This is a genomic window from Kitasatospora sp. NEAU-CNBT7 (genome assembly GCF_057220535.1).
Map to the genome: position 1 here is coordinate 231,294 of NZ_JBXQQB010000003.1, position 25,988 is coordinate 257,281.

General features: G+C 73.6%; 26 protein-coding genes and 1 riboswitch. Of the genes, 9 read left to right on the plus strand and 17 right to left on the minus strand.

The genetic code is table 11. From position 1 onward, the window contains the following. Nucleotides 1-44 precede the first annotated feature (44 nt). From AC2TEW_RS05970 to AC2TEW_RS05980, 3 genes are all read right to left on the minus strand, one after another. Nucleotides 45-515, minus strand: a complete 471-nt coding sequence (locus AC2TEW_RS05970) for a winged helix DNA-binding protein (RefSeq protein WP_484622251.1) — start codon at nucleotides 513-515, stop codon at nucleotides 45-47. A gap of 217 nt (nucleotides 516-732) precedes the next feature. Beyond that, complete coding sequence (locus tag AC2TEW_RS05975) at nucleotides 733-1,680, minus strand: M48 family metalloprotease (protein WP_484622252.1); 948 nt, start codon at nucleotides 1,678-1,680, stop codon at nucleotides 733-735. Further along, nucleotides 1,677-2,078, minus strand: coding sequence for a BlaI/MecI/CopY family transcriptional regulator (locus tag AC2TEW_RS05980; RefSeq protein ID WP_484622253.1), 402 nt, complete (start codon nucleotides 2,076-2,078; stop codon nucleotides 1,677-1,679). The genes AC2TEW_RS05975 and AC2TEW_RS05980 overlap by 4 nt, the downstream gene beginning before the upstream one ends. 172 nt (nucleotides 2,079-2,250) lie before the next feature. Here AC2TEW_RS05980 and AC2TEW_RS05985 point away from each other — a divergent pair, with 172 nt between their 5' ends. Next, a complete protein-coding gene (locus AC2TEW_RS05985; RefSeq protein ID WP_484622399.1) occupies nucleotides 2,251-2,853 on the plus strand; it encodes a superoxide dismutase in 603 nt (200 codons plus the stop codon). A gap of 77 nt (nucleotides 2,854-2,930) precedes the next feature. Here AC2TEW_RS05985 and AC2TEW_RS05990 read toward each other — a convergent pair whose 3' ends face one another. Further along, nucleotides 2,931-3,335, minus strand: a complete 405-nt coding sequence (locus AC2TEW_RS05990) for a nuclear transport factor 2 family protein (protein ID WP_484622254.1) — start codon at nucleotides 3,333-3,335, stop codon at nucleotides 2,931-2,933. Between the two features lie 153 nt (nucleotides 3,336-3,488). Next, a riboswitch (cobalamin riboswitch) is annotated at nucleotides 3,489-3,712 on the plus strand. A 198-nt stretch (nucleotides 3,713-3,910) separates the two neighbouring features. Here AC2TEW_RS05990 and AC2TEW_RS05995 point away from each other — a divergent pair. Together AC2TEW_RS05995 and AC2TEW_RS06000 are read left to right on the plus strand one after the other, a co-directional pair. Further along, complete coding sequence (locus AC2TEW_RS05995; RefSeq protein ID WP_484622400.1) at nucleotides 3,911-4,390, plus strand: acyl-CoA thioesterase; 480 nt, start codon at nucleotides 3,911-3,913, stop codon at nucleotides 4,388-4,390. A gap of 138 nt (nucleotides 4,391-4,528) precedes the next feature. Further along, a complete protein-coding gene (locus AC2TEW_RS06000) occupies nucleotides 4,529-5,323 on the plus strand; it encodes a hypothetical protein (protein ID WP_484622255.1) in 795 nt (264 codons plus the stop codon). A gap of 26 nt (nucleotides 5,324-5,349) precedes the next feature. Here AC2TEW_RS06000 and AC2TEW_RS06005 read toward each other — a convergent pair whose 3' ends face one another. The 4 genes from AC2TEW_RS06005 to AC2TEW_RS06020 form a co-directional block, all read right to left on the minus strand. Next, entirely contained in the window at nucleotides 5,350-6,921 is a 1,572-nt protein-coding gene (locus tag AC2TEW_RS06005; protein WP_484622256.1) for a PTS transporter subunit EIIC, read from the minus strand. 119 nt (nucleotides 6,922-7,040) lie between these two features. Beyond that, nucleotides 7,041-7,697: a hypothetical protein gene (locus AC2TEW_RS06010; protein ID WP_484622257.1), complete on the minus strand. Its 657-nt coding sequence runs from the start codon at nucleotides 7,695-7,697 to the stop codon at nucleotides 7,041-7,043. Between the two features lie 9 nt (nucleotides 7,698-7,706). Then, complete coding sequence (locus AC2TEW_RS06015; protein WP_484622258.1) at nucleotides 7,707-7,880, minus strand: hypothetical protein; 174 nt, start codon at nucleotides 7,878-7,880, stop codon at nucleotides 7,707-7,709. 352 nt (nucleotides 7,881-8,232) lie between these two features. Next, nucleotides 8,233-9,039, minus strand: coding sequence for an alpha/beta fold hydrolase (locus tag AC2TEW_RS06020; protein ID WP_484622259.1), 807 nt, complete (start codon nucleotides 9,037-9,039; stop codon nucleotides 8,233-8,235). A gap of 318 nt (nucleotides 9,040-9,357) precedes the next feature. On the opposite strand from AC2TEW_RS06020, the gene AC2TEW_RS06025 reads away from it, so the two are divergent. After that, nucleotides 9,358-9,888, plus strand: a complete 531-nt coding sequence (locus AC2TEW_RS06025; protein WP_484622260.1) for an O-methyltransferase — start codon at nucleotides 9,358-9,360, stop codon at nucleotides 9,886-9,888. Between the two features lie 62 nt (nucleotides 9,889-9,950). On the opposite strand, the gene pntB is transcribed toward AC2TEW_RS06025, so the two are convergent. From pntB to AC2TEW_RS06045, 4 genes are all read right to left on the minus strand, one after another. Continuing rightward, nucleotides 9,951-11,414, minus strand: a complete 1,464-nt coding sequence (pntB, locus tag AC2TEW_RS06030; RefSeq protein WP_484622261.1) for a Re/Si-specific NAD(P)(+) transhydrogenase subunit beta — start codon at nucleotides 11,412-11,414, stop codon at nucleotides 9,951-9,953. Between the two features lie 6 nt (nucleotides 11,415-11,420). Continuing rightward, on the minus strand, nucleotides 11,421-12,986 hold the full coding sequence (locus AC2TEW_RS06035; protein WP_484622262.1) for a Re/Si-specific NAD(P)(+) transhydrogenase subunit alpha: 1,566 nt from the start codon (nucleotides 12,984-12,986) through the stop codon (nucleotides 11,421-11,423). Between the two features lie 369 nt (nucleotides 12,987-13,355). Next, on the minus strand, nucleotides 13,356-14,321 hold the full coding sequence (locus tag AC2TEW_RS06040) for an alpha/beta hydrolase fold domain-containing protein (protein ID WP_484622263.1): 966 nt from the start codon (nucleotides 14,319-14,321) through the stop codon (nucleotides 13,356-13,358). An 85-nt stretch (nucleotides 14,322-14,406) separates the two neighbouring features. After that, a complete protein-coding gene (locus AC2TEW_RS06045) occupies nucleotides 14,407-14,724 on the minus strand; it encodes a putative quinol monooxygenase (RefSeq protein ID WP_484622264.1) in 318 nt (105 codons plus the stop codon). Nucleotides 14,725-14,866: 142 nt separating this feature from the next. Here AC2TEW_RS06045 and AC2TEW_RS06050 point away from each other — a divergent pair, with 142 nt between their 5' ends. Both AC2TEW_RS06050 and AC2TEW_RS06055 read left to right on the plus strand, forming a co-directional pair. Next, nucleotides 14,867-15,769 carry an AraC family transcriptional regulator gene (locus tag AC2TEW_RS06050; RefSeq protein ID WP_484622265.1) on the plus strand — a complete coding sequence of 301 codons (903 nt, stop codon included), beginning with the start codon at nucleotides 14,867-14,869 and terminating at the stop codon, nucleotides 15,767-15,769. A 160-nt stretch (nucleotides 15,770-15,929) separates the two neighbouring features. After that, on the plus strand, nucleotides 15,930-16,679 hold the full coding sequence (locus AC2TEW_RS06055; RefSeq protein ID WP_484622266.1) for an SDR family oxidoreductase: 750 nt from the start codon (nucleotides 15,930-15,932) through the stop codon (nucleotides 16,677-16,679). 55 nt (nucleotides 16,680-16,734) lie between these two features. On the opposite strand, the gene AC2TEW_RS06060 is transcribed toward AC2TEW_RS06055, so the two are convergent. The 3 genes from AC2TEW_RS06060 to AC2TEW_RS06070 all read right to left on the minus strand — a co-directional run bounded on the left by AC2TEW_RS06060 (nucleotide 16,735) and on the right by AC2TEW_RS06070 (nucleotide 19,692). After that, complete coding sequence (locus AC2TEW_RS06060; RefSeq protein ID WP_484622267.1) at nucleotides 16,735-18,138, minus strand: MFS transporter; 1,404 nt, start codon at nucleotides 18,136-18,138, stop codon at nucleotides 16,735-16,737. Beyond that, nucleotides 18,135-18,938: a glycerophosphodiester phosphodiesterase family protein gene (locus AC2TEW_RS06065; protein ID WP_484622268.1), complete on the minus strand. Its 804-nt coding sequence runs from the start codon at nucleotides 18,936-18,938 to the stop codon at nucleotides 18,135-18,137. The genes AC2TEW_RS06060 and AC2TEW_RS06065 overlap by 4 nt, the downstream gene beginning before the upstream one ends. A gap of 148 nt (nucleotides 18,939-19,086) precedes the next feature. After that, the gene (locus tag AC2TEW_RS06070) at nucleotides 19,087-19,692 is read right to left on the minus strand and encodes a DUF2199 domain-containing protein (RefSeq protein WP_484622269.1); all 606 of its coding nucleotides are present in this window, start codon (nucleotides 19,690-19,692) and stop codon (nucleotides 19,087-19,089) included. A 324-nt stretch (nucleotides 19,693-20,016) separates the two neighbouring features. Between AC2TEW_RS06070 and AC2TEW_RS06075 the strand changes: the two genes are divergently transcribed. Further along, on the plus strand, nucleotides 20,017-20,982 hold the full coding sequence (locus AC2TEW_RS06075; RefSeq protein ID WP_484622270.1) for a hypothetical protein: 966 nt from the start codon (nucleotides 20,017-20,019) through the stop codon (nucleotides 20,980-20,982). After that, nucleotides 20,979-22,004: a hypothetical protein gene (locus AC2TEW_RS06080; RefSeq protein ID WP_484622271.1), complete on the plus strand. Its 1,026-nt coding sequence runs from the start codon at nucleotides 20,979-20,981 to the stop codon at nucleotides 22,002-22,004. The genes AC2TEW_RS06075 and AC2TEW_RS06080 overlap by 4 nt, the downstream gene beginning before the upstream one ends. Nucleotides 22,005-22,079: 75 nt before the next feature. Here the strand turns inward: AC2TEW_RS06080 and AC2TEW_RS06085 are convergent, their stop codons facing one another. Together AC2TEW_RS06085 and AC2TEW_RS06090 are read right to left on the minus strand one after the other, a co-directional pair. Next, the gene (locus AC2TEW_RS06085; RefSeq protein ID WP_484622272.1) at nucleotides 22,080-23,432 is read right to left on the minus strand and encodes a hypothetical protein; all 1,353 of its coding nucleotides are present in this window, start codon (nucleotides 23,430-23,432) and stop codon (nucleotides 22,080-22,082) included. Further along, nucleotides 23,432-24,295: a hypothetical protein gene (locus AC2TEW_RS06090; protein ID WP_484622273.1), complete on the minus strand. Its 864-nt coding sequence runs from the start codon at nucleotides 24,293-24,295 to the stop codon at nucleotides 23,432-23,434. The genes AC2TEW_RS06085 and AC2TEW_RS06090 overlap by 1 nt, the downstream gene beginning before the upstream one ends. Nucleotides 24,296-24,726: 431 nt before the next feature. Between AC2TEW_RS06090 and AC2TEW_RS06095 the strand changes: the two genes are divergently transcribed. Beyond that, entirely contained in the window at nucleotides 24,727-25,968 is a 1,242-nt protein-coding gene (locus AC2TEW_RS06095; protein WP_484622274.1) for an RCC1 domain-containing protein, read from the plus strand. The last annotated feature ends 20 nt before the right edge of the window (nucleotides 25,969-25,988 follow it).

The following is a 25,988-nucleotide window of genomic DNA, read 5'->3' on the forward strand; positions in this document are numbered from 1 at the left end:
CGGCGGTGCGGTGTCCGGTGGCCGGTGTGCCCCGGCCCCGGCCCTCAGGAGGAGGCCGGGTCGGCGGCGGCCCGCTGCGCCGCCGCGCAGACCCGCCGCAGCATGTACTGCAGTTGGGTGCGCTCGCCCCGGGTCAGCGGCCCCAGCACCAGATCCTGCACGGCCCGGGCGTCGTCCAGGGCCGCGCCCAGGGCGGCCTTCCCGGCCTCGGTGACGGTGACCACCTCCTGCCGGCCGCCGATGTGCACCACCAGGACCTGCGCCATGCCCCGGGCCACGAGGTCCTCGACCGCCGAGGCGAGGCCGGGTCCGTCCACGGCCAACTGCCGGGCGAGATCGGTGCGGGCATGCGGACCGTGCTCGGCGAGCACCTCCAGGACCGACCGGTGCAGGGACGCCAGCCCGCGCGCCCGCAGCCGTCCCGCCAGCAGGGTCTCCACCGCGCGACCGGTCTCGGCCAGCAGACGAACGGTCCACTCGGAGGGACTCGTCGGTCCGCCCCGCCTGTCGTACACGCCCTGTCCCATCGCTACGGAGGGGAGTCCTCCGGCCCGGACCGCGTGGGGATGCCTGCCTCGACAGCCGGGCGGCCGTGCACCGGACCGGGAGGGCGTCATCGCCCCCGGGCTCACGCGGCGCTCCACGCGCACGGCACGGCCCGCGAAGTAAACCGGGGCCAACCATACGTGCGCCACGGCCATCGGTCTACATCGATGTCGTCATTCGCGCCGGTCAGGCCCCGCGCAACCCCGCCGCGGCCCACTCCACGTACTCGTGCAGACCGTACGCCAGGAGCAGGCCCAGCAGCGCCGACACCACGACCGCCGTACCGAGGGCCGCCACCGCGGCCCGCCCGCGGCGGCCGCCCGGCCCGGACGGCGCCGCCGCCAGCAGCGCCTCGACCCGCCGGGGCACCGGCCCGCTGCCCACCGACGCCAGCGCCCCGAGACCCCTGGACCGCCGGCCGGCCGGGACGGCCGCCAGCGCCGCCCGCGCGATCGCGGTGGCGGCCCGCTTCCGGCTGTCCACCGCCGCGGCCGCCGCCTCGTCGGCCCAGCGCTCCAGGTGGAAGTCCAGGTCGGGACGGAGCGGGCGCAGCGCGGGGTGGACCGCCGCCGCCAGGTAGGCGATCACCGACAGTAGGTGGTGCCGCCCGGCCAGGTGCGCCCGCTCGTGGGCGAACAGCACGTCCTGCTCGGCCGGACCGAGCACACCGAGCATCCCGGTCGTGACCACGACCCGCCCTTCGCGGCCACGGAACGCGGGCAGCGCGAACGCCTCCGGATCCGCACTGTGGACCACCAGCAGATCGCCGTCCGGGACCGCGCCCCGGACCGAGGTCCAGGCCCGCTCGAGCAGGCGCCGGTGCTCGAACCAGCGCCGCAGCAGCACCGCCGCCTGCACGACGAGCACCACGCCCGCCACGGCGGACACCGGCAGCACCAGCGGCCAGGCAGCCGCCACCGTGTGCAGCGGGATCCGCTCCAGCCGCGCCAGGAACGGCACATGGAACAGGCCGACCAGGGCCGCGACCGTACCTCCGGCGAGCAGCGCCCCGGCGCCCGCGAGCACCGCGGACGCCTGCCGGGGCGGGAGCAGCCCGGCCAGCCGGCGCACGGCCGGCGCCGCGCACCAGGGGAGGGCGAGGGCGAGCCCGACGGGCACCAGGGCGAGGATCACCGGTCGTCCCCGGCGTCCAGCAGCAGGCGGCGCAGCAGGTCCTCGTCGTCCTCGGAGAGCGAGGACACGAAGCGCTTCAGCACCAGGTCGCGCTGCGGCTCGCGCTCGAGTTCCCGGCGCATCCGGCCCGCGGCCAGCCCGGCCGCGTCGTCGGCCGGCGAGTACGCGAATCCCCGCCCGGAGCGGGTCCGCACCACCGTCCCCTTCTCGCAGAGCCGGGTCAGGATGGTCGTCACCGTGGTCCGCGCCAGGCCCCGGCCGATCGCGGCGTTCACCTCCACCGGGGTCAGCGGCCCGGAGGCCGACCACAGGACCGCCAGGACCTCGGCGACGAGCTCGCCGTGCGGGCGTCTCTCCCCGGCCTCGTCCACCGTCACACTCCCGTTCTCCACTCGCATCCGGCACCTCGGCCCGGTCTGCACCTCAAGGTCGATTCATCATCGCACTGCCCGGGAGGGGCCGGTCGGGGTGGCCGGGGCGACGTTCAGGGGCATGTTGTTCGCAGGTGCAAGTGATACGCAATAGTGTGGGTTCGGCATGACCGTCACCGTTGAAAGGAACTGTGTCCTGATGGGCGCGTACTCACTTCCCGATCTGCCGTACGACTACTCCGCGCTCGAGGCGGCGATGACCGCCGAGATCCTGGAGCTGCACCACTCGAAGCACCACGCGGCGTACGTCAAGGGCGCCAACGACACCCTGGAGCAGCTGGCCGAGGCCCGTGACAAGGAGCAGTTCGGCGGCCTGGTGGGCCTGCAGAAGACGCTGGCGTTCCACCTGTCGGGCCATGTGCTGCACTCGCTGTTCTGGGAGAACCTCTCCCCGGACGGCGGCGACCGCCCCGATGGTGAGCTGGGCACCGCGATCGAGGAGCACTTCGGCGGCTTCGAGGCGTTCCGCAAGCAGCTCACCACCGCCACCGTCGGTGTCCAGGGCTCGGGTTGGGGCATCCTGTCCTGGGAGCCGCTGGGCCGGCGCCTGATCGTCGAGCAGGTCTACGACCACCACGGCAACGTCGGCCAGGGCACCACCCCGCTGCTGGCCTTCGACGCCTGGGAGCACGCCTACTACCTGCAGTACAAGAACGTCCGCCCGGACTACGTCACCAAGCTCTGGGACGTCGTCAACTGGAACGACGTCGCCACCCGCTTCGCCGCCGCCAAGAACGCCTGACGGACCGTACGCCGGGGCGCCCGCTCGCACCGGGCGCCCCGGCGCCGGGGCGCCGCCCCGCGGGGCGGCCCCGGGCGTCAGGGCCGGAAGGCGGCCTCGGTCTGGGCGGTGTCCTCGGTGCCGCGGTAGTAGACGATCTTCCCGTCGCGGAAGGTGAAGCGGTGGTGCAGGTCCATCGCCAGGACCCGGCCGCTGGCCCGGTGTTCGGCCCGCATCCGCACCACGCTCAGCACGTCGCTGTCGTTCGCGGCGAAGGACAGCGGGGTGAACTCCTGCACCGCCATGGTCGAACCGAACTGCTCGAAGAAGTCCGCCACTTCGGCCTTCCCGTGGCGGACGCCGTACCACGGCGCCGCGGTCGACGTGGTCTCCGAGGCCCAGTCGACCTCGTCGTCCAGTCTGGCCAGGATCCCCGGCAGGTCGCCGCTGCCGAAGGCCTCGTAGACCGACCTGATCGTCTCGATCATGCTCTGCTCGTTCACCGGACACCTCGCCTCGGTCGGGGCCGCCACCGTCTCGTTCCATGCTAGGAGCGAGGGCGTGCCCACCGCCTTTCGGCGCCGGTCGTGCCGCGCGGCGGCCGGGGGCGTAGCGTCCGGGCCCTGCCCGCCGGTTCTGATCTGCGGTGACGACCGTAGAGTGGCCTGCGCAGCTGGTTCGCCCTGTCCGCCAGGCAGGCGCGTCGCAAGAGGGAACCCGGTGGGAATCCGGGGCTGCCCCGCAGCGGTGAGCGGGAACGACCGCCGTCATACGCACTGGGCCCGTACCGGGCCCGGGAAGCGACGGCCAGTAGGTGTCCGCCCTTCACAGGGCGGGCGCGCCCGCGAGTCCGAAGACCTGCCGCTGCCCGTGGACCGCAGTGGTCCGCGGTCTCACCGGACCCCGAGGGCGGGTCGGCGGCGGGGAGGGACGGCGATCCCGTACCTCCTGCTCCTTCGCGCCCCGGGGCTCACGAACTCGCGAAGGAGAGTTCCGTGAAGCAGACCTACCGCCGGCGCGCCACCAGGGCCGCGACCGCCGCCGTGCCGACGAGCCGCGGGGTGGTGGCGCCGTGACGATGCCCCCTGCCGTCTCCCGGACGCCGACCGACTCGGCGGTCACCCTCGCGCACATCATGAGCGAGCACGACACCAACCTCTACGGGACGGTGCACGGCGGCGTCGTGATGAAGCTGATCGACGACGCCGCGGCCGCCGCCGCCGGCCGGCACGCCGGCGTGCCCGCGGTCACCGTCTCGGTGGAGGAGATGTCCTTCCTCGCGCCGGTCCGGGCCGGTGACCTCCTGACGGTCCGTGCCCGGGTCGACCACGCCGGCCGGACCTCGATGGACGTCTCGGTGGTGGTGACGGCGGAACGCTGGAACCTCACCGGACCGGTGACCAGGGTGGCGACGGCCCAGCTGGTCTTCGTCGCCGTCGACGCGGACGGGCAGCCGCACCGGGTACCGGTCCTGCTGCCGGAGGGCGCCGCCGAACAGCGCCGCGAACGGCTGGCCCGCGAGCGCCGCGCCCGGCGGATGCGCAACGCCGCCGACTGACCCGCCGCCTCCGGAACGGAGGGACCCGGTGGCCGCCCCCGGCGGCCCCGGGTGCCGGGCCCGGACCGCCGGCCACCGCCAGCGCCGCGCCGGGTCGATATCCTGGCCCGCGCGCAGTCGGATGATCATGGAGGAAGCATGGCGAAGTTCAGAGTGACGGTCTGTCTCCCCCCGGCCGCCGTGGACCATCCCGCCTCCGCCATCGCGGCGGCGATGCGCCCCTTCGACCAGAACGTCGACCCGGCCACCGGGGAAGAGGGATACAACCCGCAGGGCGAATGGGACGGGTGGCAGATATCCGGCCAGGACAACCTGGTCGTCCGGCCCGAGTACGCCGGGGACGCCCGGCTCGTCCACCGGCCGGCCCGGCCGAACGACGAGCCCCGTCCGCAGGGGTCGCTGCGCTGCGACGGCGGGCCGCGCGGCCTGCTCGACCTGGCGGGCATGCGTGCGATCAGCGCGGCGGACGCGGCGGCCACCTGGGCCGTGTGGGCCCGCTTCTCCGCCGAGCACCCGCCTGCCGAGCCGCTGTCGGCGTTCCGCGCGCGCCACGGCGCCGCCCCCGGCGTCCACTCGCCCGAGGCGGACCGGGCCAGGCGCGAGCACCTCGCCCAGCCCCTGGTCCAGGCGCTCGCCCAGTACGCGGTCGAGGGCGGCGACCGGCACTACCCCAACAGCTACCTGTCCCAGGACCCCGTTGCTCTCTTCGCCTGCGGCGAGCACGACTTCGTCGAGCGTGCGGCGGCCACGGCCGTGCCCACGTACGCACTGCTGACCCTCGACGGGCAGTGGGCCGACCCCTGGAACCTGCGCTCCCTCGGCAGTCCCCGCCCGGAGGAGTCCGAGCCGGAGGCGTACTGGCGGCTCGCCGACGCCTACCTGCGCGCACTGCCCGAGGACGCGCTGATCGTCCAACTCCTCTGCCACTGCTGACCGGACACCCGGGCGCAGGGCCGTCGCTACGGCTTCGGGAGCGCCGGTTCGTCGCGGGCGGCGTCCGCGGCGGGGGCGTCGGTGCGGATGGCGGGGCCGCGGGGCGGCGGCGGGACGGCACCGAGTTCGTCCAGCATCTCCCGGGTGAAGCCGAAGTAGTACGTGGCCAGCAGGCCGGTGGTGTATCCGGTCGCCAGGCCCGCGGCGTAGACGGCCGCGCTCACCAGGAAGCCGCGTGAGCCGGTCAGCAGGGGGAACAGCGCCCAGCCGGACGGGCCGATGGCGGTCGCGCCGACGGTGGCACCGAGCTGCCCCAGCAGCCCGACGACGGCCCCGCCGCACGCCCCGCCCAGACAGGCCGTGACGAACGGGCGCCCCAGCGGGAGCGACACCCCGTAGATCAGCGGCTCGCCTACGCCGAGCAGGGCCGCCGGGAGCGCGGACCTGATGGTCGCCCTGACCGACGCGTTGCCCCGTAGCCGCAGGAAGACGGCGACGGCGCAGCCGACCTGCCCGGCCCCGGCCATCGCGAGGATCGGCAGCAGCTCGGTGGACCCGTGCTGCTGGATCAGCGTGGTGTGGATCGGGATCAGCGCCTGGTGCAGGCCGAACATCACCAGGGGGAGGAACAGCCCACCGAGCAGCAGCCCCGCCAGCGCACCACCGTGGGCCAGCAGCCAGGTGGCGAGCTCGCCGATCGCCGAGGAGACCTCTCCCGCCACGAACATCAGGCCGAACAGCGTCACCAGGCCGGTGACCAGCACGGTGACGGTCGGGGTGAGCAGGACGTCGAGGCCGTCGGGCATCACCCGCCGGGTCCACCGTTCGACCTGCACCGCCAGCAGCGCGGCGGCGAGCGCCCCGATCACCCCGCCCCGGCCCGGTACGAGCTGGTGGCCGAGGACCTCCACCTTGGAGACCCCCGCGTACACGATCACACTGGCCACGGCGCCGCCCAGCACCGGTGTGCCGCCGAACTCCTTCGCGGTGGTGTAGCCGACGAAGACCGTGAGCAGGGACATGAACCCCGCCGAGATCGCGGTGAGGGCAGGCACCAGCGCGGGGGCCCAACCCAGGTTGACGAGCGCGCCGTTGACGGCGGCCACGATGCCGCAACCGATCAGCGCGGGGATCAGCGGCACGAAGACGCTCGCGATCCGGCCGAGCACCCGCCGGACCGGCGCCGCCCGCCCGGCGCCGGCCTGCGCCCTGATCGCCGCGCCCCGCCGGGCCAGCTCCCCGGCGCCGACGGGGGGCGGGGCAGCGGGGGCACCGGGGGTATCGGGGGTATCGGGGCGCCCGTGGTCCCGCCGCCCGTCGGGCAGGGCCCCGTCGGGCAGGCCTCCGTCGAGCAGAGCCCGCAGCTCGGGGGTCACGCGGGAGACGACGCCCGGGCCGAGCACGATCTGATAGGTGTCGTCCTCCACCACGCCCAGCACCGCGGGAAGCGCGCGGAGCCCCTCCTCGTCCACCAGGGACCGGTCACGCAGGCCGAGCCGCAGCCGGGTCATGCAGTGGGCGACGGAGTGGACGTTGGCGGCGCCCCCGACCAGCGGGAGGACGGCCTCGGCGGTGGCACGGTGCTTGTCGTCGGACATGATCACCAGAATGGCGCGCCCGGCCGCGCCGTCGGCGCTGCGCCGGGCCCGTGCCGCGGTCGTGTCGCGGGCCCGGTGTTCCTGGGGAGTCGGCGGGCCCCGGCGTCGGCGTCCGGGGTTCACCCGCCCGGCGCAGCCGCCTCACCGCCGGTGTCGACGCGTACCTCCCGGACCTCTGCGTCCGGGACCCCTGCGTCCCGGACCCGTACCTCCTGGAGGAGGCCCCAGGTGAAGTCGGCGGTGCACGGGCGCGGCCGCCCGCTCGCGTCGGGTGCGGTGAGGTCGAGCTGCCACCGGGTCGGTGCACTGCCCTCGCGCGGTACGGCGGGCGGGAAGGCCGCCGCGACGTCCGAGACGACGCAGCTCCACGGGGTCAGGTCCGCGAGCGAGCGCAGCGTCGGCGCCGGGACCCCCGGCGCGCGGACCAGCCACTCGTTCCACGGCGGGGCCCCCGCGCCGGCCGGTCCGAGCAGGATCTCGAAGCGCAGACCGGGCCAGAGCGGGAGTTCCCACTGCTGCGCCGTGCAGTCGAGGTCGCCGATCCGGCGGGGGAGGACCGCCTCGGGTGGGCCGAGGACCGCGGCGTAGCGGCGGGCGCCGTGCGGGAAGCGGCTCGAGCGGATCATCGCCTGCCAGCGCTTGTTCGCCTCCCGGAGGTCGCCACGGGCCGCTCCGAGCCGGTGCACCGCCTGCTCCACCAGCTCCGGGTGGAAGTCGGCCATCCGGCGCAGCAGCACCAGCTGGAACTCGGTGGTCGCGAAGCCGTTGATCGCCATGACCGCAGACTAGGCCCGGACGGGCGACGAGTATGTCTCTCCGGGGCGCTGGCAGGTGGGGCACAGCTCGTGGCGGCCGTCCGGGGTGATCACGGTTCCCCAGCCGCGGCAGTCGGCGCAGTGGCGGGCCAGGTCGATGTCGGCGTGCGGGGCGGGAGCGTGGGGGTGGGCTCCGTGGGTCATGGGTGATGTTCCTCGGTAGAGCGGTATCACGTGGGGTCGATGTCGCGAGGTGCGCGGCGCTGGGTGGCCGGGCACGGGTTCTCCTGCGGCGGGTGAGCCTGTGGAGGTCTGCCGGTGATCGAAGCCCGGCAGGGGATGAGCGGTCCGGACCGGCACCGTGGGTACGGTGCCGCCGGCCGGAGGGGCGGGACATCAGCGGCCCGCTGCCCAGTGTGCACGAAATCCGTAGCGGATCCAGGTCACCCTCGGTGGGTAGAGCGCCCCGGGGCGGCCGTACATACGCGCTGACCTGCGGGGATGGGGAAAGCTCCGAAAATTCGGAATCCGTCGTGAAGGCTCCCGCAGGCCGGTGTCAGCGGACCGAGGCGGCGAAGGCGAGCAGGTGCCGGTTGACGGCGTCCGGCTGGTCGAGGTGGGTGGTGTGGCCGGCGTCGGCGATCACGGCGGCGGTGGCGCGCGGGTTGAGGGCGGCGGTCGCCCCGGCGTGGGCGCTGGGCCAGAACTGGCTGTCGGCGCCGGCGATGACGAGGATCGGGACCTCGGCGCGGGTGACCTCGTCGCGCCAGTCCTGACGGGAGTGGTCGAGCAGGAGGGGGTAGGTCTCCGGAGTGATCAGGCTCTCGGCGCCGCGGCCGCCGGCTGCCTTGATCCGGGCGTCCAGGTCGGCGGGGTCGGGCCAGGGCCGGCCGTGGCCGGTGGCGAAGGCCTCGGGGGAGGTGAAGAACGTCCCGAGGTTCTCGTCGGTCAGGCCGTAGAAGCCGTACGGCCAGTCGGGGGCGTTGACCATCCTGGGGGTCTGGTCGACGGTGACGATCCCCGCGAGGCGGTCGGTCCCGCAGAGGCTGGTGCGGGCCCAGATGGTGCTGGCGCCCATGGACTGGCCGACGGCGACCACCGCGTGCAGGTCGAGCCGGGTGAGGAGTTCGCCGAGGTCCTTGCCGTGGCGGGACAGGCGCTGTCCCCACCACGGGCGGCCGGACCGGCCGGTCCAGCGGCGGTCCAGCGAGATGACGCGGTGGCCGGCGGCGCGCAGGGGCGCCCACTGCAGCGCCCAGTCGTCGGCGGGGGCGCCGTAGCCGGGGATCAGCAGGACGGGCTGCCCGTCGCCCTCGTCGTAGTAGTGCAGCGAGACGCCGTCGTTGGTGGTGATCGTCGGCATGGCGGCACTCCTCGGTGGTCGGGACCAACGGCGAAGTCCCATGATCCGCGGGCGGCGGCGGCCCTGGGGGCACGGCCGGGACGCCACGCGTGGTGGCTCACCTGGTCGGCTCAGGCCGGCGCCGGCGCCGCCCCCGGGGCAGATCGCGAGCGCCGTCAGGTCCTGCGCAGGGCGCGCAGCACGCCCACCGAAACCGCCGACTCCGGTGGCCCGCGCCGCCTACAGTCGGTGTCCGGGGGAGGGGGTGGCACGGTGTCGGTCCGGGGTACTGACAGGTACGCGGGAGAGGTTGGCCTGCCCGCGCTGGTCGCGGAGGCCGTGGACCTCGCACGGCGGATCGGGTTCACCAAGTCCTGCCGGCCGGAGCAGGGGCGGCTGCTGTCCGCGCTGGCCGCGGGCGCGCGGGCGCGCATCGGGGAGACGGGCACCGGGTGCGGTGTCGGCCTGGCGTGGTTGATCGCCGGGCGCCGGCCGGGGGTGCGGGTGGTGAGCGTGGAGCGGGACCGCCGGCTGGTGGAGCTGACGTCCGAGCTGTTCGCCGGCGTACCCGGGGTGGAGATCGTCCACGGTGACTGGACGGCCGTCCACGGCCACGGCCCCTTCGACCTGCTGGTGGTCGACGGCGGTGGCAACGGCAAGCAGGGTGCCGCCGCGGATCCCGAGCGCCTGCTGACGCCCGGCGGCTCGATCGTGATCGACGACTTCACCCCGTTGACCGCGTGGCCCCCGGTGCACGAGGGCAGGCCGGACGGTGCCCGGCTGGCGTGGCTGGAGCATCCCGCGCTGCTCGCCACCGAGGTCAGACTCGCCGCCGACCTGTCGACGGTGATCGGCACCAGGCGGCCCTGAGGACGCGGACGGACCGCCCGGGCACGAGGCCGCGGGCGGTCCGGGTGGACGGGGTTCTCGGTCTAGCCGGCCGTGGTGTGCTGGCGGACGGGCTGGGTGGCGGTGGTCCGGGCGTCGTCGGGGAGGGCCTGGAGGATCGCGTCCACGCTCTGCTTGGCGTCCCCGAAGAGCATGCTGCTGTTCTCGCGGAAGAACAGCGGATTCTGCACGCCCGCGTAGCCGGACGCCATCGAGCGCTTGAAGACGATCACCTGCTCCGCCTCCCACACCCGCAGCACCGGCATCCCGGCGATCGGGCTGGAGGGGTCGTCGGTGGCGGCCGGGTTGACGGTGTCGTTGGCGCCGATGACCAGGACGACGTCGGTCTTGGCGAAGTCGTCGTTGATCTCGTCCATCTCCAGGACGATGTCGTACGGCACCTTCGCCTCGGCCAGCAGCACGTTCATGTGCCCCGGCAGGCGCCCGGCCACCGGGTGGACGCCGAAGCGGACCTCCACGCCGCGCTCGCGCAGCCGCCGGGTCAGCTCCGCCACCGGGTGCTGCGCCTGGGCCACCGCCATGCCGTAGCCGGGGGTGATCACCACCGACCGGGCCTGCGCCAGCAGCACCGCGGCCTCCTCGGCGCGGACCTCGCGGTGCTCGCCCTGCTCCTCCTCGCCGCCCGACGGCGCCTCGATGCCGAAGCCGCCGGCGATCACCGAGATGAAGGAGCGGTTCATCGCCCGGCACATGATGTACGACAGGTACGCGCCGGAGGAGCCGACCAGTGCCCCGGTGACGATCAGCAGGTTGTTGTCGAGCAGGAACCCGGCGGCGGCCGCGGCCCAGCCCGAGTAGCTGTTCAGCATCGAGACGACGACGGGCATGTCGCCGCCGCCGATCGAGGCGACCAGGTGCCAGCCGAGCAGCAGCGCCAGCACGGTCACCGCGACCATCAGCCCGAGGCCCGGGCTGGTGGTGAACCAGGCGGTGAGCCCCGCGAACGCGGCCAGCGCGCCCAGGTTGAGGACGTTCTTGCCGGGCAGCGTCAGCGGGCGGGAGGCGATCCGGGCGGACAGCTTGAGGAAGGCCACGATCGAGCCGGTGAAGGTGACCCCGCCGATGAAGATGCCGATGAAGACCTCGGCGTGGTGGATGCCCAGCAGGTCACCGGAGACCAGGGTCTGGGCCGAGCCGTGCGCCTCGACCTCCAGGTAGCCGTTCCAGCCGACCAGGACGGCGGCGAGGCCGACGAAACTGTGCAGGACGGCGATGAGTTCGGGCATCTGCGTCATCTCGACCCGCCGCGCCCGCCACAGGCCCGCCGCGCCGCCGAGCACCATCGCGAGGACGATCAGGGCGACCGCGCCGGCGGTGATGCTCTGCGCCGCCAGCACGATGGTGGCGACCAGCGCGAGGGCCATGCCGGCGATGCCGTAGACGACCCCGGCCCGCGAGGTCCGGTGCTGGGAGAGCCCGGCGAGGCTGAGGATGAACAGCAGGGCGGCGACCAGGTCCGCGGCGTGGGAGGCCGTGGTGGTAGTCATCGGGGCTCAGCGCCTTTCGGGGGCAGTCGAGAACATGCTCAGCATGCGGCGGGTGACGGCGAAGCCTCCGAAGATGTTCACGCTCGTCAGCAGCACGGCGACGCACGACAGTGCGGTCACGATCCAGCTCTCGTGCCCGATCTGCACCAGCGCGCCGATCACCACGATTCCGGAGATCGCGTTGGTCACCGACATCAGCGGGGTGTGCAGCGCGTGGTGCACCTTGCCGATGACGTAGTAGCCGATCACCACCGCCAGCGCGAACACCGTGAAGTTCTCGGCGAGTTGGGTCGGCGCGAAGGCGATCACCAGGAAGACCGCCAGCATCCCCAGGCCGATCAGGCCGAACCGTACCGCGGGGGTGATCCGGGACTCCTTCGCCGCCACCGGCGCGGCGGGGGCCGCGGGGGCGGCGGGGGCCGCCGACACGGCGACCGGCGGCGGCGGCCAGGTGACCTCGCCGGCCCGGACCACCGTCACGGCCCGCTGGACCACGTCCTCGAAGTCGACGACCAGCCGGCCGTCCTTGCCGGGGGTGAGCAGCTTCAGCAGGTTCACCAGGTTGGTGCCGAACAACTGCGAGGCCTGGGTGGCCAGCCGGCCGGCCAGGTCGGTGTAGCCGATGATGGTGACGCCGTTGTCGGTGACCACCGCCCGGCCGGGCACGGTGCCCTCGACGTTGCCGCCCTGGGCGGCCGCCATGTCGACGATGACGCTGCCCGGCTTCATCGCCGCCACGTCCGCGGCCGTGACCAGCCGTGGGGCGGGCCGGCCGGGGATCAGCGCCGTGGTGACGATGATGTCCACGTCCGCGGCCTGCTCGTGGTAGAGCGCGGCGGCGGCGCGGTCGTAGTCCGCGGAGGTCGCCTTGGCGTACCCGTCGGTGCTCGCCTCCTGGACGACGTTCACGGCCAGGTACTCGCCGCCCAGCGAGCGGACCTGGTCCGCGACCTCGGGCCGCGGGTCGGTGGCGCGGACGATCGCGCCCAGGCTGGACGCCGCGCCGATGGCGGCGAGCCCGGCCACACCGGCCCCCGCCACCAGGACCTTCGCCGGCGGCACCTTGCCCGCGGCGGTGACCTGGCCGGTGAAGAAGCGTCCGAACACGTGGGCCGCCTCGATCACCGCCCGGTACCCCGCGATGTTGGCCATCGAGCTCAGCACGTCCATCGACTGGGCCCGGGAGATCCGCGGGACGGCGTCCAGCGCGAGCGCAGTGACGCCCCGCGCGGACAGCTGCTCCACCAGTTCGGGGCGCTGCGCGGGCGTGAGCAGCCCGACGACGGTGGCGTCCGCGCGCAGCCGCTCGATCTCGCCGCCCGACGGCGCGTTGACCTTGAGGACCACGTCGGCCGCCCAGGCGTCGCCGATGGTCGCGCCGGCCTCGGTGTAGGCCCCGTCGGTGAATCCGGAGGCCGCGCCGGCCTCCGACTCGACGACGACCTGGTAGCCGAGGTCGAGCAACTGCCGCACCGTCGCGGGTGTCGCGGCGACGCGGGTCTCCCCGGACGACGACTCGGCGACCACGCCGATGCGCTGGGGAGGGTGATGGGTCGGGACCTGTGCAGACATGTCTGGTGTCTCTCTCGTCGGAGGCGCTGCTGACCGGGCATCTGCGGCAGCGGTGGGTGCTCCACCCGCTGGTCGCAGGAACGTACACCGCCCCGGCGTCCGGGGCCGAGAGCGCGAGGCAGTGATTAGCCTCACTGAGTGAGTGAGGCCTGGTGGGAGGGACGATGGGGGTGCGGGGTCGAGCGGCCCCGGTCGCCGCGCTGGAGGGCTCCCGGACCGGGCGGGCCGGGGCAGTGCCGCCGGGCCCGGCGCGCGCCGGTCGCCTCGGCCGGTCATCGCGGTCGGTCAGCTCGGCGGCGGCGGGGACGGGATGACGGCCCGTCCGGCGGTCCGCCTGCCGCCCGGGTGAGGGCGGGCGGTGCGTATGCGTCACATCCGGTCGAGCAGCCGGGCGAGCCAGGCGGTTCGGGTACGGCGGGCCGTGGCCGAGATCCGCGCCCCGGGGTGGAGGGCGTCGAAGCCGTGGAAGCCGCCCGCCCACACGTGGAGTTCGGCGTGCCCGCCGGCCGCCCAGATGCGGGTGGCGTAGGCGGTGTCCTCGTCGCGGAACACCTCCGCGGAGCCGGTGTCGACATAGGCGGGGGGAAGACCGCCGAGGTCCTCGGCGCGGGCGGGGGAGACGTACGGGGAGACCTCGTCGGCGGGGGTGTCGCCGAGGACCGCCCGCCAGGCGAACGCGTTCATCTCACGGGTCCAGACCCCGGGCACGCCGGAGAACTGGCGGCTGGAGGTACTGGAGTTGCGGTGGTCGAGCATCGGACAGATCAGGACCTGCGCGGCGATGGCCGGGGTGCCGAGGTCGCGGGCGAGCAGGGCGACGCCGGCGGCGAGGCCGCCGCCCGCGCTGGCGCCCGCGACGACGATCCGGGCGGGGTCGATGCCGAGTTCGCCGGCGTGCCGGACGAGCCAGCACAGCCCCCGGTAACAGTCCTCGACCAGCGAGCTGCCGCCGCTCTCCGGTGCAAGCCGGTAGTCGACCGTGGCCACCACCGCGCCGAACTCGTCGAACCACTCCAGCGGGATGTCGAGCTGCGAGAAGCGGTCGCCCATCACCATCCCGCCGCCGTGCAGCCAGTAGACGCACGGAGCGGCGGCGGGGCGGTCGTCGCCGGCGGGGGCGAGGACCGTCAGCGGGAGCGGTGTGCCGTCGGCGCCGGGCACGGTGAACTCCCGCCGCCGGACCGGCCGGTGGGCGAGCAGTGTCTCGACGGGGGTGGCGGGGTGCCGGCGCAGCCGGGCCAGCAGGTCCGGGTCCAGTTCGGTCATCAGGGGCATGCCGCCGAGGAGTTCGGCCAGCTCGGGGTCGAGGGCGGGGCGGGTGCTGCCGGGGTTCATGGTCGCGGGGCCTTTCGGTTCGACGGGGATCGCAGGGCGGGGGACCGGAGGGCGGGGGCTCGGAGGACGGGGGAGTCCGCGGTGGTCAGCCCGCGGCCTTGCCGCGGACCGGCACCTGGTCGGTGAACTCCGGTTCCCCGGCCAGCAGTTCGCCGACCCGCGCGACGATCTCCTGCGCCGCCCGGCCGGCGAACACCCGGTGGTGGTCCTCCTCGCTGGTCCACCCCTCGACGACGTGGACCCGGTCGGGGTCGCCGGTGGAACGCGAGACGAGGTAGACCAGGCAGTGCTCGTCGGCGCCGGGGCTGCCCTCGTCCAGCCCGGTCAGCAGCAGGTCGGCCAGCCGGCCGCCCAGGCCCGGGGCGGCGGTCATGGTGGCGTGGAACCCGTACGTGACGCTCATCGGATCGGTCCTTCCGGTGGTGGAGTGCGGTGACTCCAGTCAACCGGCCTGACCTGCGCAGACGTTAGAACGATGCTCGCCGGTCCTTGCACGATCCTCGCGCCCTCGGGAATCGGGCGCGGGGCGGTGCTGCAATGGGGGCATGTCCCTCGACGAACTCCGCACCCTGGTGGCGCGCCACGCCAGGCCCGACGCGACCACCGCCATCGACGGCGTCCTGCTCTCCAGGGTCGACCGGTCGGATCCCCCGGCGCCCGCCATGTCCGGCACCGTCCTCGCGGTGATCGCCCAGGGCGCCAAACGGCTGGCGCTCGGCGACCGGGTCTACGAGTACGGCGCCGGGCAGTACCTGGTCGCCTCGGTCGACCTGCCCGTCACCGGGCAGTTCACCCGGATCGGCCGAGGGCACCCGGCGCTCGGGTTCGGCCTGCTCCTCGAGCCGTCCGCCGTCGCCGAACTGCTGCTGCAGGCCGGGCCCGGCGACCTCCCGCGCGACAGCGGTGCCCCGTCCGGCATCGCCGTCGCCGACGCACCGGCGGACCTGCTCGACGCGGTGGTCCGGCTGCTGCGCCTGCTCGACCGGCCGCGCGACCGGGCGGTGCTCGCGCCGCTGGTCAAACGCGAGATCCTGTGGCGGCTGATCACGGGGGAGCAGGGGGCGACCGTACGCCAGCTGGGCCTGGCCGACAGCGGGCTCAGCCACGTCTCCCGGGCGGTGCGGTGGATCCGCGAGCACTACGCCGAGCCGTTCCGGGTCGAGGACGTGGCGCGGCTGTCCGGCCTCAGCGTCTCGGCCTTCTACCGCAGCTTCCAGGCGGTGACGGCGATGAGCCCGATCCAGTTCCAGAAGCAGATCCGGCTGCAGGAGGCGCGGTTGCTGCTGGCCACCCACCCGGGCGACGTGACCGGGGTCGGCCGGCGGGTCGGCTACGACAGCGCCTCGCAGTTCAGCCGGGAGTACCGCCGCCGGTTCGGCGAGCCGCCGAGCCGGGACGCGGCCCGGCTGCGGGACGCCGGGCCGGCCCCGGAGGCCGTTCTCCCCTGAGCGCGGCCGGGAGCCGGGGTCGGGAGGATCGGGCAAGGGCTCGGGAGGATCGTTCTATCATCCGCGCAGGTCAGGGCGGTTCACTGGAATCACTGGTTCTCCCGTGGAGCACGACCGTGCAGACCGTGCATCACGGACCCCTCACCTCGGAGGCTTCCCGATGGACACCGTTCTGATCACCGGCGCATCGTCCGGCTACGGCCGGCAGACCGCCCTGCACTTCCACGACCGCGGGTGGAACGTCATCGCCACGATGCGGACCCCGCGCCCGGAGCTGTTCCCGGACTCCGAGCGGCTGCGGGTGCTCGCACTCGACGTGACCCGGCCGGAGAGCATCGCCGCCGCCGTGGCGGCCGCCGGGCCGGTCGACGTGCTGGTCAACAACGCCGGCATCCCCGCGATCGGGGTGTTCGAGGGGACCCCGATGTCCCGGGTGCGGGAGGTCTTCGAGACCAACACCTTCGGCGTGATGGCCACCACCCAGGCGGTCCTGCCCGGGTTCCGTGAGCGCGGCAGCGGCGTGGTGGTCAACGTGACCTCCAGCGTCGTGCTCGGCCACATGCCGCTCTCCGCGCTCTACAAGGCGAGCAAGATGGCCGTCGAGGGGTTCACCGCCTCGCTCGCCCTCGAGCTCGCGCCCTTCGGCGTCCGGGCGCGGACGGTCCAGCCGGGCGCCTGCCTGACCACCAACTTCGCGCAGCGGGCGACCGGCGGCACCCCGCCGGACGCGCTGGTCCCGGCGCCGTACGCGGCCTGGGCCGGGCGGGCGATGGCGGACTTCACGGCGCAGGAGCTGTTCACCACCGAGACGGACGTCGCCGAGGCGGTGTGGCGCGCCGTGCACGACACCACCGGGCAGCTGCGCTTCCCGGCGGGCCCGGACGCGCTGTGGCTCGCCCAGGCCAGGTGACACGACGAACGGCCCGGACCGTCGCGGTCCGGGCCGTTCGCTGCGTGGGACACCGTCAGAGGCGCTCGGGGACGGGGTTGCCGACGGCCTCGATGGCGCGCCGCACCGGCACCTTGACCAGCACCGCGAAGCCGATCACGAAGAAGATCAGCAGGGAGATGATCGCCGAGCGGTAGCTGCCGGTGATCTGGTACGCGAGGCCGAAGACCAGCGGGCCCATCCAGCTGGTGCCGCGGTCGCTGACCTTGTAGACGCTGAAGTACTCCGCCTCCCGGCCGGCCGGGATGAGGTGGGAGAACAGCGAACGGGACAGCGCCTGGCTGCCGCCGAGCACCAGGCCGATCATGCAGGCCAGGGCGAAGAACCAGGCGGGCTGGTGGGCGGGCATGAAGTACCCGAGCGCCAGCGTGATCACCCAGCCGACCAGCGAGCCCAGCACGGTCCGCTTGGCGCCGTACCGCTGGGCGATCCGGCCGAGCAGCAGCGCTCCGCCGATCGCGACGATCTGGACCATCAGCACGGCGGCGACCAGCGAGGTCTGCCCCATGCCGAGCTCCTCGCTGCCGTAGAGCGAGGCCTGGGACACCACGGTCTGGATGCCGTCGTTGTAGCAGAGGAAGGCACCCAGGTAGAGCAGGGTGAGCGGGTACTCGCGCATCCCGCGCAGGGTGCGGCCGAGTTCGCGCAGGCTGCCGGCGGCGGGCCGGTCGGCGGCCGCCGCCGTCCGGCCGGGGGCCACGCCGGCCCGGGAGGGCAGGCGCAGCAGCGGGACGATGGTGAACAGCGCCCACCACAGGCCCGCCGAGGCCAGGCAGATGCGCACGGCGGTGCCGGTGGACAGGCCGAGCGCGTCGTGGCCCTCGAACAGCGCCAGGTTGGCGATCAGCAGCAGACCGCCGCCCGCGTAGCCGTAGGCCCAGCCCTTGGACGAGACGGCGTCGCGCTCGTCGGGGGAGGCCAGGCCCGGCAGGTAGGCGTAGGAGAGGGCGACCGACACCGCGTACGCGATGTTGGCGACCACCAGCAGCGCGCCGCCGAGGAGGTAGTGGTCGCCGCCGAGGAAGAACATCGCCATGGTGGCGATCGAGCCGACGTAGGCGAAGCCGCACATCAGCTCCTTGTGGCGCCCGGTGCGGTCCGCGAGCGTTCCGGTCAGCAGCATCACCGCGACCGAGATCAGGACGGAGAAGGAGACCGTGTACGGGAAGAACGAGCCGGCGCGGATCGTCAGACCGAAGGGGTGCACGTCGCCGGACGCGTCGGCGGCGTTCTTGGCCACCGTGGTCAGGTACGGGCCGAGGAAGACCGTCAGGACGGTGGCCGAGAAGGCGGCGTTGGCCCAGTCGTTGATGTACCAGCCGAACTGCATCCGGCGCAGGGCACGGCCGTCGTCGGCGGCTGCCGGACCGTCCGGCAGCTGGTCCGGGAGGGGGTCCGGCAAGGGGGCCGTGGTGTTCATGGGGCTCCTGTCTCCGTGCTGGAGCCGGTGCTGCCGTCGGTCCAGCAGCCGCGCTCGTCCAGGACGTCCCGCAGGACGTCGATGCGATCGGCCATGATGCCATCCACACCCAGGTCGAGCAGAGCCCGGATCCTGGTGGGATCGTCGACGGTCCAGACGTGGACCTGCAGGCCGAGGCGGTGGGCGGCCCGGACGAAGGCCCGGTCGACCACCCGTACACCGTTGTGCCGCTCCGGAACCTGGGCGCACAGGCCCGCGAAGGGCCGCCCCCCGCCCCGGAGCAGCGGCCCGGCCAGCGAGCGCAGCCGCAGCCTGGCGACCTCGCGCGGGCCGAGCGAGGTGGCCAGCCGGGGGCCGGCCGCGGCGCGGACGGCGGCCAGCCGGCTGTCGGAGAAGCCGCCGACGCAGACCCGGTCCCAGGCGCCGGTCCGGCGGACGGCCTCGACCAGCGGCGCGACGGCCGGAGCCGCCTTGACGTCGATGTTGAAGCGGGCGGTGGGGAACGCCCCGAACAGGTCCTCCAGCAGCGGCACCGGCTCGGTCCCGCCGATCCGGGCCTGCCGGACGGTCTCCCAGGGCAGCTCGGCCACCGCCCCGGTGCGGTCGGTGACCCGGTCGAGGCGGGAGTCGTGGAAGGCCACCAGCACCCCGTCGCGGGTGGCGTGCACATCCGTCTCCAGGTACCGGTACCCGAGGGCCACGGCGGCCTCGAACGCGGCGAGCGAGTTCTCGGGGTGGCCGAGGTCGCCTCCCCGGTGCGCGAAGGCGAGCGGCCCCGGGTGGTCGAGGAAGGGGTGCATGTGGTGCTCCGGAGCTGCTGGGGAGAGGTACTCCTCGGGCCACGGAGCCCGAGCCGTGCTGCCCGCTCGGACGATGCCCGGGCCGTGCGCGTTACAGTATTGCGCAGGCTGTCAAGCAGTAACGCTCCGGAGTGCGCACCTCAGTGGATCAGTGGAGGTGGGGGACCGGCGGTGCGTCGGCGTCGTACCGCAGCGCCCAGGCGCGGCTGCCCGTGAGCACCTTCCCCGGCGCCCACGGCTCGGTCAGCATGCGGGTCACCGTGGCGTGGCCGCTGCTGACGATCTGCGGCGTCGGCCGGTCGAACGGGGAGTCGGGGATCGCGACGGACACCTCGGCCCGCAGGATCTTGCGCCCCCACGGCTCGAGGGCGTTGGCGAGGAGCCCCTCGAACTCCATGGTCGCGTACTCCTCGTCGGTGCCGTCGTGGCCCAGCTCGGAGATGTACTGGTACGTCTGCCCGTCGATCGCGACCCACACGCCGAAGGTCACCGTCCGCCCGTCGGTCAGGGTGACCGGGAGCAGGGCGCGGGTGAAGGCGCCGATGTTCTCGGTCGAGACCATGAAGTCGGACATGAACCTGATGTAGGTCTGCTGCGCGTAGGCCGACATCTTGGCGACCGGATCGGGCAGGGAGAGGTTGAACCGGGGATCGCCGGCGGAAAGTGTGCCGTCGCAGCACGTGCACGCGGGGGCGGACGGGGAAGCCGCGCCACCCGTCCCGGAACTCTTGTCTCTGCCTCGCCACCAAGTCATGGTCGGAGAGTCAATCACATGATGACGGAGTCACAGGTTCCGCATCGGCCTCGGCCGTCGGACCGCGCTCGGGGCCGGGCCCGGCGTCCTCGGCCGTGCCGCGTGCCACCCGGCGCCCGCAGCAACGGGATTGCTCCCTTCGGAGGCCGCGCCGTACCGAATGGCGCATGATCGAAGGCGGCCCTTCGTCCACGATGGAAGTCTCGGCGGTGGAGGCACCGTTGGGCGTCGCCCCGTGCGCCGTCCGGTTCGGTGGCGCCGCTCACGGACCCTCAGCGCCCGCCCACGGCCGCCGGCCCCGCCCCTTGAGTGAGGAGAGCACCTGTGGTTGTTCCCGCATGCCCGCAGACCGGAGGGCGCCGTGCCCGGTTCGCCGTCCTGGTGCCCGGTGCGGTGATAGCAGCACTGGGCCCGTTCGCGGTACCGGCCGGCGCCGAGGACGCGGCCGTTCCGCCGCCGCCGGTGGCGCAGTCCCTCGACGGGGAGACGCCGCTGGCCTCCACCGAGGAGGTCACCCGGCTCTGCGACCGGGCCTCGGCTTGCAGCTTCCGGATGTACGGCGCCCCGCGGGAGTTCGTGAGCGGGGTGCTGTCGGTGGGCAACGCCGCGATCAACTGCACCAACGGCCTGATGGAGATCGACCGCACCGTCACCTTCGTGACCAGCAGCACCGACAACATCGGCGGCCAGATCTCCGGCCGGGCCGCGCTGGAGGGCGGCGTCGACACCACGGTCACCGTCTCGGGGTCGGCGACGGCGACGGCGGGGCTGGTGAACAGCATCACCAACTACGGGCCGAACAAGGACAAGGGCCCGTACACCGAGGACCAGGCGAAGAACACCGCCTCCGCGACCGGCACGGTCGCGGGCTCGAACGCCCTGCACCTCGGTGCCAAGGCCACCTTCGAGTCGGCGTTCCAGGCCTCGTTCTCCCGGCAGTGGCAGGCCGTGAACACCGAGTCGACCAGGGTGGTGTTCACCGTCGGCGCCGGTGACGAGATCCAGTTCGGGCTGGTGAACGCGGCCAGCCGGATCGCCGGGGAGCTGAAGGTGAACGACACCGGAAAGCTGATCAAGAACATCACGGTGGACAGCCCGTCGACCGTCAACGTCAGCTCGATCGTCGCCCAGACCTTCTCCGTCCCGGACAAGTGCCTGTCGCTGCGACCCCCGGGCCGCTCGGCCGGCGGCGGCCTGGTCGACCTCGCCCCCGACCGGGCGGAGAGCGCCCGCCGGACGCCGGACGCCGTGTTCGTCCGCACGGCGCAGGGAAGTTGGAGGCAGCGGTGAACCGCCGGAAGCAGCACCCCGTGGCCCGGCCGCTGCCGGCCCCCGCGACCGCCCTGACCGCGCTGACCGCCCTGACCACGCTGACCACGCTGACCGCGCTGATCCTCTGCGCCGGGCCGGCCGGCGCCGTCGACGGCGGCGCGGGCACCGAGGCCGGCACCGGCGCCGACGCGGTGGCGCAGGCCTTCGACGGGGAGACCCCGCTGCCGGACGCACCCGCCGTCGCCCGCGCCTGCGGCCGGGAGTACGGCTGCTCGTTCCGGATCATCCCGGGACTCTCCCGCGAGCTGACCAACGCCGTGGTCTCGGTCGGCAATTCGGCGGTCAACTGCACCGACCGCCCGATCGACGTGTTCCGTACGGTGGTCCTGGAGTCGAGCACGACGGACAACCTCGCCGGTGAGATCTCGGGCAGCGCCACCCTGTCCGGCACCGTGGACAACACCACCGACGTGTCCGCGAGCGCGACCGGCAGCAACACCACGGAGATCACCCACACCGACCACACCGCGCCGACCGACAAGGGGCCCAACGCCGACATCGCCAACGGCGCGACGCTGAACGTCGGCGGCACGGTCACCGGGGCCGCGCAGCTCAAGCTCAGTGCGACGGCCACCTTCGCGCTGGCCTTCCGGGCCACCTACTCGCACGAGTGGAAGCGGTCCAGCACCGAGACCACCCAGGTCAAGTTCACCGTGAAGGCCAACGACGAGCTCCAGTTCGGCGTCCTCAACGCGATGACCCGGACCGTCGGCGAGCTGCGGGTGGACTCCCTCGGCAAGCTGATCAAGAACGTCGTGGTGGACAGCCCGTCGAGCGTCAACGTCAGCACCGTGGTGGCGCAGACCTTCAGCGCCACCGACCGCTGCCGCTCGCTGCGCCCGCCGGGCCGCTCGGCCGGCCGCCCGTCCGGCGACGGCCTGATCGAGGCGGCGCCGCACACCGGCGGCGCCGAACCCACCGGGCGCTTCCGGCTGACGCCCGAGCGGACCTGGGAGCCGCTGGACCGGCCCCGCGGTTGAGGAGCAGCCCGCGCCGTCGAGGAACAGGCCGCCTGCCCGAATTCGGGGCAGGCGGCCTGTCCTTCGGGTCCGGGATCACGGCCCGAGCAGCACCGCCCTGGTGCGCGCCCCGGCGGGTGGGGCGTCCAGGGTGAGCAGGCGCTGGCCGGTGCCGGTGCCGTTGTCGGGGGTGCCGGCGGTCGGCCGGGCGGAGCCGCAGCGCTGCAGTTCGGTCTCGGTGAGCGGGCCGGAACGCTGGTAGTAGCGGTCCGGGAGGGAGTTCGAGGGGACGTCGAAGACGGCGTCCAGCCGGTACTTGTTACGGGAGTTGGTGAAGCTGCCGACCACCCGTTCGCGGGCCGGCTGCACCTCGATCCAGCTCATCTCGCCGGGCTGGATGGTGGGATTGAGGGCCTTGGTGGTGGTCCTGCTCCAGGTGAGCGGGGTGCTGGTGGAGACCGCGGCGGCGTTGCCGCCGGCCGCGCTGTACCCGGCGGCGGCCTGCGCGGCCAGGTTGGGACGGCTCTGCGAGATGTCGGAGCGGCTGGGCACCAGCGGCGCGCCCTTGAGCGCGTAGTACTGGGTGAGGTTGTCGTACGGCGGCTCGGTGTTCTCCATCCGGTGGTCGTCCACCACCGGGTTGCGGGTGCAGTTGATGTACACCTCGCCGACGATCCTGGTCCGGCCGTAGTACGGGTACGAGGAGCGGTTGTCCACGGTGAACACGCAGTTGACGGCGGACCCCTCGCAGTCGTCGACCGCGATGCCGGGCTCCAGCGGGTCGTTGCCCCGGTAGGCCTTGGGGCCGGGGAGCTGCTCCTTGCGGATCTTCTGGTCGACCGGCGCCGGGGTCTGCCTGGCCGTGACGTTGGTGATCAGCGGGCCGCAGGAGAGCGAGTCGCGCTGCTCGGCGGAGTCGAAGGAGACCATCGGGTTGTCCTCGGTCGCGGTGAACTCGAAGACCCGCCCGGTGGCCCAGTTGGCGACGCCCACGGTGTCCGTCCCGTTGGTGGTGATCTGCGGATCGGGTGCCGGGCCGGTGGTGACCAGGGAGACGTTGTACGTCTGGCCGTCCTTGACCTGCTCGGGCCTGCACCTGCGGTCCACGCCGGGGCTGTCGTCCCAGCTGAGGGTCAGGTGCGAGCCGGCCTTCACGCCCCACAGGCGGGTGCGCAGGGAGAGCGCGGCGCCGTTCCAGTTGAGCGCGGCGGCCTGGAGGCCGAGGGGGTGCTGGGCGAGCGCCTTGCCGAAGACCACGCCGGTGTTGTCCGGCGACCAGTCGGCGTGTCCGGCCGCCGTGCCGTTGTCGGGCGCGACGGGCAGCGCGAAGGTGCCGTTCGGCACCTGCACCTCCACGGTGTCGGCGGCCCGCGCGGGCGGGGCGGCGGCCAGCGCCAGGGCGGCCGTCGCGGCCGTGCACAGGAGTCGGTGCGGGAGCCGGCGCGCCATCAGCAGAACCACCAGTCGCTCGGGGGGACCACCGCGTCCCCGGGTCCGACGGAGGAGGTCAGCGCATTCGGGAGGGCGCACAGGCCGCCGGCCGCGGCGTTGGGGTCCTGATCGCGGGGGACCTTGCCGAAGTCCTCGACGGCCTGGGTCTCCTTGTCGATGCCGGCGTTCTCCTTGTCGCCCTTGCCCGCCACCTCGGCCAGGCAGTCCCGGCTGGAGGCCGGGCACTTGTCGATCTTCGCCTGGTCGGCGGCGACGTCCTTGCACTGCGGGTTGTCCTTCGCGTCGCCCGCGCAGGGGTCGCTCGAGGAGGCGCTCGGAGGCGGAGCCGTCTGCTTGGCAGCGACGTTGGCGATCATCGGGCGGCAACCGACGTCCGTGGTGACGGTCGAGGTGTAGGTGATCTGCGGGGCGTCCTCGGCCGCGGTGAACGAGTAGGTACGGCCGAGGAACCAGTTGGCCTTGCCGATGTTGTCATTGGTGGTGAACCTGCCCGGCTGGTTGGCGGCGCCCGCGACGGTCACGGTGTACGTCCGCCTGGCGATGCCCGCCGCGCAACGGTCCGGGTTGTCGTCCCAGCTGAGGGTGACCGTGGCACCGGCCCGGACGCCGCGCACCCGGGTGCTGACCGGAGCCAGGTCCGCCGGGGGGAGTGCGACCGCCTGGAAGCCCCGCGGATGGTCGGCGCGGCTGACCGACGCGAGTGATCCGTTCCCGCTCCAGCTGTCGATGGTGGATGACCAGCCGGGGTCCGGCACCGTGGGCGAGGAGAAGGTCCCGTTCACCACGACGGCCGGCTCGGTGTCCTCCGCCCCGGCGGGAACGGGGGCCGCCATGGCGATGGCGCAACTGAGAGTCACCACCAGATATCGGGCTCGCTGTGTCCGCTGCACTGCTCACTCCCACTGAAGTCGGCTTGGATGTCGGGCATTTGTCCCGGCGGGCCGCTGATCATCCGGGCCCCCAACGGTCCATGCTTCGATGGTTCGATCACGCACCGCAACCAGTGACGGTCCGTTAGGGCGACGGCGGGTTTTCCGGCTGGGCCAACGGTGTGGAAAGCCGTCCGTATCCGCACAACCGTTCCGGCCCGGGGGCAGGGATTGCTCGATCCGACACCCGTTTCCATCTGCGGCCGCGCAGCCAGGACGCCGCGCAGCGCCGGGTCGCCGTTGCGGCCGCCGTCAGGCCGTCGTCGGGCCGTACCGCACCGAGCGCCGGGCGCGCAGACCGCCGGCCGCGGGCACCCGCCACCCACCCCACCCCACCCCACCACCGCGAACATGAGGACGAGATGCTCCCGCTGCACCACACGCTCCGCCGCCTGCCCGTCACCGCAGCTCCGGCGCTGGTCGCGAGCCTGACCCTGCTGTGCTCCGCCGCACTGCCCACCTCCGCGGCCACCGCCTACGACCTCCGGGTCCGGGCCTGGGGCAACAACGCCAACGGCCAGCTCGGGGACGGAACCGCCAAGACCCAGCGGCTGACCCCGATCTCGGTGGTGGGCCTGTCGGGGGCCGAGGTCAACTCGGTCTCCGCCGGGGGCACCGCCACCACCGGCTTCGCGCTGGCCGTGCTCGGCAACGGCACCGTCGAGGCCTGGGGCAAGAACGACAAGGGCCAGCTCGGCAACGGCGCCGCCGGGGCGACCGACGAGTGGTCCGTCCCCGGCTCGGTCGCCGGGCTGACCGGGGTCGAGGCGGTGGCGGCGGGCGGCTCGCACGCCCTCGCGCTGCTCAAGGACGGCACGGTCAAGGCCTGGGGCCTGAACGACAAGGGCCAGCTGGGCGACGGCACCACCACCAACGCCAACCTGCCGGTGACGGTCGCCGGGCTGGAGGACGTCAAGGCCATCGCGGCCGGCGACGCGTTCAGCATGGCCCTGCTGAAGGACGGCACGGTCAAGACCTGGGGGGTCAACGACAAGGGCCAGCTGGGCGTCACCCCGACCCCCGCCAGCTCCACCGCGGCGGTCCCCGCCCCCACCCCGGCCACCCGCACCACCGCCGTCTCGGTGCCCGGCCTGACCACCGTCAAGGGCATCACCGCCGGCGCCTCCCACGCCCTGGCGCTGCTCGCCGACGGCACCGTGATGTCCTGGGGCCTGAACGACAAGGGCCAGCTGGGTGACGACACCGCGGTCAACAAGCCGTACCCGGTACCGGTGCTGGAGCTCGAGGACGTCACCGCGCTCGCCGCGGGCGCCGGCCACAGCATCGCCCTGCTGCAGGACCACACCCTGCGCGGCTGGGGCAACAACGCCAACGGCCAGGTCGGCGACGGCACCACCACCCAGCGCAACACCAGCGTGCCGGTCCCCGGGCTGTCCGGGGTGACGGCCGTCGCCGCCGGCGGTGCCCACAATCTGGCGGTGCTCTCCGACGGCACCGTCCAGGCCTGGGGCCTGAACGACAAGGGCCAGCTCGGCGACGGCACCACCACCCAGCGCAACACCCCGGTCCAGGTGCTGGCCAAGTCGGGCAGCGTCTCCATGGTCGCGGCGCCCAGCAGCGGAAACTTCAGCCTGGCGCGCTGACTCCCCCTCATCGAGCAGGA